At 68.2% G+C, this 6,226-nt stretch carries 6 protein-coding genes; 5 read left to right on the forward strand and 1 reads right to left on the reverse strand.

Annotation, left to right across the window (positions count from 1 at the left end; all coding sequences use genetic code 11):
• The 5 genes from A5659_RS06720 to A5659_RS06740 all read left to right on the forward strand — a co-directional run.
• The coding region (locus A5659_RS06720; protein WP_255362098.1) for a sulfurtransferase at positions 1–165 on the forward strand (165 nt) is incomplete at its 5' end.
• A gap of 1 nt (position 166) precedes the next feature.
• Complete coding sequence (locus A5659_RS06725) at positions 167–469, forward strand: DUF1416 domain-containing protein (protein ID WP_066880637.1); 303 nt, start codon at positions 167–169, stop codon at positions 467–469.
• Between the two features lie 252 nt (positions 470–721).
• Positions 722–1,378, forward strand: coding sequence for an FABP family protein (locus A5659_RS06730; RefSeq protein WP_067179960.1), 657 nt, complete (start codon positions 722–724; stop codon positions 1,376–1,378).
• A 91-nt stretch (positions 1,379–1,469) separates the two neighbouring features.
• Positions 1,470–3,845, forward strand: coding sequence for a hypothetical protein (locus tag A5659_RS06735; protein ID WP_067179963.1), 2,376 nt, complete (start codon positions 1,470–1,472; stop codon positions 3,843–3,845).
• 141 nt (positions 3,846–3,986) lie between these two features.
• Positions 3,987–5,522 (forward strand): sensor domain-containing protein, encoded by a 1,536-nt coding sequence (locus tag A5659_RS06740; RefSeq protein ID WP_067179965.1) that lies wholly within the window; start codon positions 3,987–3,989, stop codon positions 5,520–5,522.
• A 241-nt stretch (positions 5,523–5,763) separates the two neighbouring features.
• Here A5659_RS06740 and A5659_RS06745 read toward each other — a convergent pair.
• The coding region (locus A5659_RS06745) for an aminodeoxychorismate lyase (RefSeq protein WP_156748873.1) at positions 5,764–6,226 on the reverse strand (463 nt) is incomplete at its 5' end.

Here is a 6,226-nt window from a genome sequence, read left to right on the forward strand (position 1 = left end):
GACGGGGAGAAGGAAACGATCGCCTACTGCCGCATCGGCGAGCGGTCGTCGCACACCTGGTTCGTTCTTTATGAATTGCTCGGGCATCGGAATGTGAAGAACTACGACGGCAGTTGGACGGAATACGGCTCCCTGGTGGGCGCCCCGATCGAGTTGGGAAGCTGATATGTGCTCTGCACCGAAACAAGGACTGACGTTGCCCGCCAGCGTCGACTTGGAGAAGGAAACGGTGATCACCGGTCGCGTCGTGGACGGCGACGGCCAGGCAGTGGGCGGCGCGTTCGTCCGCTTGCTGGACTCCTCCGACGAATTCACCGCCGAGGTGGTGGCGTCGGCCACCGGTGACTTCCGGTTCTTCGCCGCACCCGGATCCTGGACCCTGCGCGCCCTGTCGAAGGCCGGCAACGGCGACGCCGTGGTGGCTCCGTCGGGCGCGGGCATCCACGAGGTCGACGTCAAGATCGCCTGACTCACCAGCCGCCCCAGACGCGGACACCGCGGGACGAATAGACTTGTCCCCGTGGTGCTGTTCTTCGAGATCATGCTGGTTGTGGCGGTCGTGGTGATTTCATGGTTCGCCCTGTACACCCTCTACCGGCTCATCACCGACGAGTCGTGACCCGCGCCGGCGACGATCCTGCGGGCAGCGAAGGTGAGGAGCGGCGCGCATGACCTCAGCCGGCGACGATCCTGCGCGCAGCGAAGGTGAGGAGCGGCGCGCATGACCCCCGATCAACCGTTCAGTTCCGCCGGCTCCGGCGATCGGGCCGTGGCCGCGGCCGCTGAGCGCGCCAAGCTGACCGCCGGCCGCAACATCCCCTCCTACGATGACCTGCCCCTGCCCGCCGACACCGCGAACCTGCGCGAGGGCGCCAATCTGAGCGATGACCTGCTGGCGCTGCTGCCGCTGGTCGGCGTGTGGCGCGGGGAAGGCGAAGGTCGCGGGCAGGACGGGGACTATCGGTTCGGTCAGCAGATCGTGGTCTCGCACGACGGCGGCGACTATTTGAATTGGGAAGCCCGCTCGTGGCGGCTCAGCGAGACCGGCGACTATGAGGAACGCGGTTTGCGCGAGACCGGTTTCTGGCGCTTCGTCAGTGATCTCGACGATCCCGGCGAATCCCACGCGATCGAACTGCTGTTGGCCCATTCGGCGGGCTACGTCGAACTGTTCTACGGCCGCCCCCTGACCCAGTCGTCCTGGGAGCTCGTCACCGACGCGCTGGCCCGCAGCCGGTCGGGCGTGCTGGTCGGCGGCGCCAAACGCCTCTACGGCATCGTCGAGGGCGGCGACCTGGCCTACGTCGAGGAGCGGGTGGACGCCGACGGCGGTCTGGTGCCGCATCTTTCGGCGCGGCTGTCCCGGTTCGCCGGCTAGCAACGGCCCGCGGCCGCCTTTTTCTGCGTGTACTGTTCGACCTCCGAGCATCCGATGGGCGACGATATGCCCCGGAAGGGAGGTCGGTCGGATGCGTCCCAAGCGGTCACCCTCGCCTGTGGTGCGCCGAGCGGTCAGCGCGACCGGCCTGCTTCTGATCCTGTATCTGGCTGTCCTGGATCTGCGGCCCTCGGTCCTTGACGCGCTGCCGGCCTCGCTGGGATGGTTCGGCCGGCCCGGATCGATGCCGACGCTGGCGATCGTGGTCACGGTGCTCATCGCGGCGTGTGTGCTGACCTTCCGATCGGACAGCAGCCACCGGGTGGTGGGGGTTTCGTTCACCGTGATCGCTGCGTTGGTCAGCATGGGCGCTGTGCTGGGCCTCACCTCCTACTGGGGATGTCACGACGCCAATCACCCGGCCTTCTTCACCCCGCTGATGGCGACGGCCAGCCTGGTCAAGGGCAGCACCGGTGACTTCTCGGTGAGCGGGCGAACCTGCCCGAACCCCACGCCCGTCGGGCTAGAGCTGGCCCGGATCGCTGCGCTGGCGGCGATTTTCACCGGATTGGGCGGCGTGGTGGTCGGCGTGTTCCGGTCGCAGGTGGACCGGCTGCGGGCCAACCTGGCCGACTCGGTCACGGTCATCGTCGGGGTCGACGCCGACACCCAGTCGATGATCAGCGCGGTGGCGCGCACGCTGGACCGGCGCAGCACCCTGGTGGTCGTCACCGGCGCCAGCGACGACCGCGTGGCGCGCGCCCGCCGACAGGGCGCCCGGGTGGTCCTGGTGGACTTCGACACCCCATCCACGCTGGTGTCACTTCGACTGTGGCGCAATCTTTCTCGGCTCTACCTGATGGCACCCGATCCGGCGATCAACCTGCTGTGGCTCGACCTGATCAGCCGCCGGCTCTCCGAGGTCGCCCACAAGCGGCGGCTGCCGCTCATCGTGCGGATGGACGACCCGTGGCTGGCCCAGGCGTGGCGTGCCCAGCAGTTCGGTGGCTCCGACACGCGGTGGGCGGCCGACGTTGTGGGCAAATACGAGGTGACGGCGGGCAGGCTCCTGGACGCCATCAGCGCGACCCGCCGGACGCGACGCGTGTTCGTCTGCGGCACTTCGCAATTGACCCTTGCCCTGTGCGCCAATCTAACCCAGCGCGCTTTGGAGCGCGACTTCTACACTCCACCCGACGCGGTGCCGCTGCCCGCGCTGACGCTGGTCGAACGCGACGCCGAGGATTACCTGGCCGATCACGAGTTCTACCGTCGGCAGGCCGGATTCGTATCGGAGGGGCCGAAGATCGACGCCGTGGCCCAGCTGCCGACCGTGCCGACCATGCTGAAGCTGATCGGCGAGGCCGACCCGGCCGGCTGCGCGGTGATCTTCGTGGACGCCCACGCCGCGACGACCGCGGCCCGACTGGCCGCCCGGTTCCCCGAAATGCCCATCCACGCCTCGGATCTCAACACCAGCATCAGCGACGACTCGATCCAGGTCGTCGGCCGGCTGCAGTCCTACTCGCTGGTGCTCGACACCCAGGAGGGACTGGTTCAGGACGCGTGGGAGCGCGCGGCGCGGCTGATCCACGAGCGCTACGTCTCGACGATCGACCCGGGAGCGCCGCGGTCGGCCGCCGCGATGCCGTGGGCCGAACTCGACGAGTTCTACCGCGGCTCCAACCGCCGCCAGGTACGCAACGCCTTGTGGATGGTGGAACAGATTGCCGGACATACCTGGAACACCTGGGGCAGCCCCCCGGCGCAGTTGTCCGGCCGCGACATGGCGGGTTTGGCGCCGACCGAGCAGCTGGCGTTGATGGGGTTCGACCACCACGCGGCGATGAGCATGGCCCAGGCAGAGCATGAGGACTGGTGCCGTTACTACCGCCGCAACGGCTGGAAATACGGTGTGCCACGCGATGATTCACGCAAGATTCACGACAAGTTGGTGGACTGGCCGACCGTCGAAGCCAACCCGGAGCTGCTCAACGCCGCGGTGCGCAGTCTGGCCGGAACCTTGTGGAGCCTGCGGCAGCTGGGCTTTCGCTCACGCCCGCTGTGGCAATCCTTTTCCCGCGTGGGCACGGTCGCCGCGGAGCAACGCGAGACCGGGTGGACATGGACGTCGGATTCGGGCCACATCCTGCGGGCCGACGCCGGGGACTGGGCGATTTCCGAAGACGGCAAGGTCTGGTCGGTGCGCGACGACATCTTCCGCGACACCTACGAACCCGCCGGCGACGGGCGGTGGCGTCGCAAGGGACGGGTCCAGGCGCGCCCGGCGCAGCCCGGCGAGGTCGTCAACACCCTGGAGGGACCCGCGGCGGCGGCCGACGGCGACTGGGTCGTCCGCGGGCAGGGCGGCGAGCAATGGCCGGTTCCGGGTGAGGAATTCGCGCGACGCTACGCCGAGATCCGGTCGTCCGACGACGCCCAGGTTCTCGATCGGGGCAACGGCTGAGTTCAGCCCGCCTCCGTGCCAAATGGCCCTGAATTTGCGCCTTCTGACCGGACCCAACACTGATACGGTATCGGCGCACGTGCAATAGCCGACGAGGCTTCGCCCGAGTTAGTTCGCTCCGCCTCACCCAAGGAGACTTCGATGGCGCTGTTCATCAGCTACTCGAGCCAAGACAGGTCGACGGTCGACGCCCTGACCACCGCGCTGCGGCGCGGACAGCAGCAGGTGTGGTTCGACCAGGAGCTCGGCGGCGGGGATTCCTGGTGGAACAAGATCTTGGAGCAGATCCGCTCGTGCGACGTGTTCATCGTCGCGCTGTCGAACAACTGGCTGCAGTCCAAGCCCAGTCAGGCCGAGTTGCGCTACGCGAGGGCCCTGAACCGGCCGATCCTTCCCGTGCGCATCGGCGACGTCGACAGCATGCGCGTGAATCCCCTTGCGGCATTGCAGATCATCGACTACCGCGAGCCGACCGTCGACGCCGGCATCCAACTGGTCACCGCGGTGCACGCCCTGCAGAGCAAGCCGGTGCCGTTGCCGGATCCGCTGCCCGAAGAGCCACCGGTGCCGTTCGGGTACATCACGCGGCTGGGCAATATCCTCGCCGAAAAGGAGCTCAGCCCGCAGCAACAAACGCAACTGCTGATCGAACTGCGGTCCGGGCTCGACGAGGACGGTGACGACCCCAGCGCCCGCGGTGACATCGGCCAGCTGCTGCGCATGCTGCGCCTTCGCCACGATGTCACCTACCGCACCCGCACCGAAATCGACAACGTACTGGCCGAAATCGAGGCCAAGAACAACGCGGCGGACGCACCGGCAACCGGCGCCACGGAGCAGGCGGCGGCGACCGCAGCGAAAGCGCCGGCCGGGCCCGCGCCCTCCGCCGGGCCGTCGGCCAAGGCCCCCGTCCCGCCCGCGGCGGGCACCGGGTCGAACAAGCGGCTGCTGATCATCGGCGGTGCCGCCGTCGCGGTGATTGCCGCGATCGCGATCGTCGTCGTGTTGGCAACGCAGGGCGGCAAAACCAAGGCACCCAAGGCCGGCCCCAACTCGGCCACGGACGCCGGATCAGCGGCGGCAGCCGGTTCGGGCCCGACGGCCGCGAACGGCGCGAAGCTGGACTCCTATCTGCTCGGCCCCGCCGAGGTCGGCGCCATCATCGGCGACCAGAACCTGGTGGTCTCCGAGAAGGCCGGGCAGCTTCGCAACCTGAGGGCGACGCTATCCAACCCGAACTGCAAAAACGCCTGGGAGCCCATCGAGAGCTCGGTCTATCAGGGAGCCGACGGCTACACCGCGGTGAGTGGGCAGGCCGTACACACCGCCGGCGAGAACCCGCCGCATCGGGTGTACGAAGCGGTTGCGGCGTTCTCGTCGCCCGAGAAGGCCGCGGCGTTCGTGGCGGCGACGGCCGAGAAGTGGCGGGCCTGCGCGGGTCAATCGATCACCATGAGCTTCAACGGCAAGTCGTCGGGCTGGGCTTTCGGTGAGGTCACCGGCGCCCCGCCCAAGGTCTATCAGCAGAGAACGGAAGCGGACGGGACCCGGGTCTGCCACCACGCGTTGCACGCGGCGTCCAGCGTCGTCGTCGACCTGCTGGTGTGCGGCCCGGATGCCGGCACCGGTCAGGCCGGCAAGCTCGCCGGGGAGATCGCCGCGAAGGTGAACCAGTAACCGCCCCGGACATGGATCGGCCCCCGAGCCGTATTCCAGGTTGGACAAACCGGAAGCTCGGGGGCCGGGTGACTGCGGGGAATTCGCTAGCGCACGTGTGACGCCAGCTCTTCCGAGCAGGTGCTGCTAGCGCGCAGCCACCTCACATGTCCATGAAGCTATCAATTTCGCGGACCACCTCCTTCCTTGTGTACGGCCGACCGTACCCGCGGATCGGCCAGCCGACAACAGAATTCAGCGCTCAGCGATCGCTGACGATGGCGGCGTCGATCAGTTCGGCGAATTCCGCGGCCATCGGCGCCGGCGGCAGCGCGCGGCCGTCGAGCGTGTGCACACGGGCGGCCAAGGTCATGCTGGAGATCAACCAAACGCCCTGGGCGGCAACCAAATCCGCGACGCGCAGCGCCCGGTAGTCGCAGTCATAGCCCTTGTCCCTGGCCACCTCGAACAGGGCCTGCTGGGTGGTGCCGCGCAGGATCGGATACCACGGCGGCGGGGTCAGCAGGAGCGGATGATCCTCCGGCGTCTCGGGGGCCGTGGCGATCACCACAGTCGAGCGAGGGCCTTCCAGGATGTAACCGTCGGTGCTGACGAAGATCACGTCACCGGCGCCCTGACGGGCGGCATGGCGCAGGGCCGCCATATTCACCGCGTAGGACAGGGTCTTGGCGCCGGCCAGCAGCCACGGCATCGCGTCGACGCCG

It is taken from the genome of Mycobacterium sp. 1165196.3 (assembly GCF_001673415.1).
GTDB lineage: Bacteria > Actinomycetota > Actinomycetes > Mycobacteriales > Mycobacteriaceae > Mycobacterium > Mycobacterium europaeum_A.